Origin of the sequence: Mesorhizobium sp. M8A.F.Ca.ET.165.01.1.1 (assembly GCF_004792065.1) — a bacterium.
In the GTDB taxonomy this organism is placed as follows: domain Bacteria; phylum Pseudomonadota; class Alphaproteobacteria; order Rhizobiales; family Rhizobiaceae; genus Mesorhizobium.
Genome location: NZ_SRTH01000127.1, coordinates 1 through 350 on the forward strand (window position 1 = coordinate 1; position 350 = coordinate 350).

Genomic DNA, 350 nt, shown 5'->3' on the forward strand with positions numbered 1-350 from the left:
TGCCGATGGCCCTGCGGCAATCATCGTCGTGATCGAAGCAGATCCAGAACGGCTCGCCGTCCATCCGCGCGCTCACCGCCCCGCAAAAACAGTGGCCTTGTTCGATAGCCATGGTCCCTCCGCGATTGTCCCGAAAGAAATGGCGTCCGTGCAGGACACGAACGCCATTTTGAACTCAGCGCTGGCCGCCCTTGCGGCCGGCTTCGGAAGCACGCTGGCGGTCCTCGGCGAAGTTGCCGCTGCCGCCCCTGTGCTGGCCGGCGCTCCGCTGACCCATGTTGCGGTCCTCGGCCTGCTGCTGCCCGCTGCCGCGATGCTGGTCCTCGCGGTTCTTGTGGCTCTGCTGGCCG

1 pseudogene is annotated in these 350 nt (G+C 66.6%); it reads right to left on the reverse strand.

The features are described from left to right. Positions 1–181: 181 nt before the first annotated feature. Positions 182–277 (reverse strand): annotated as a pseudogene (locus EN808_RS35405) (KGG domain-containing protein); the annotation flags it as partial. Positions 278–350: the final 73 nt, after the last annotated feature.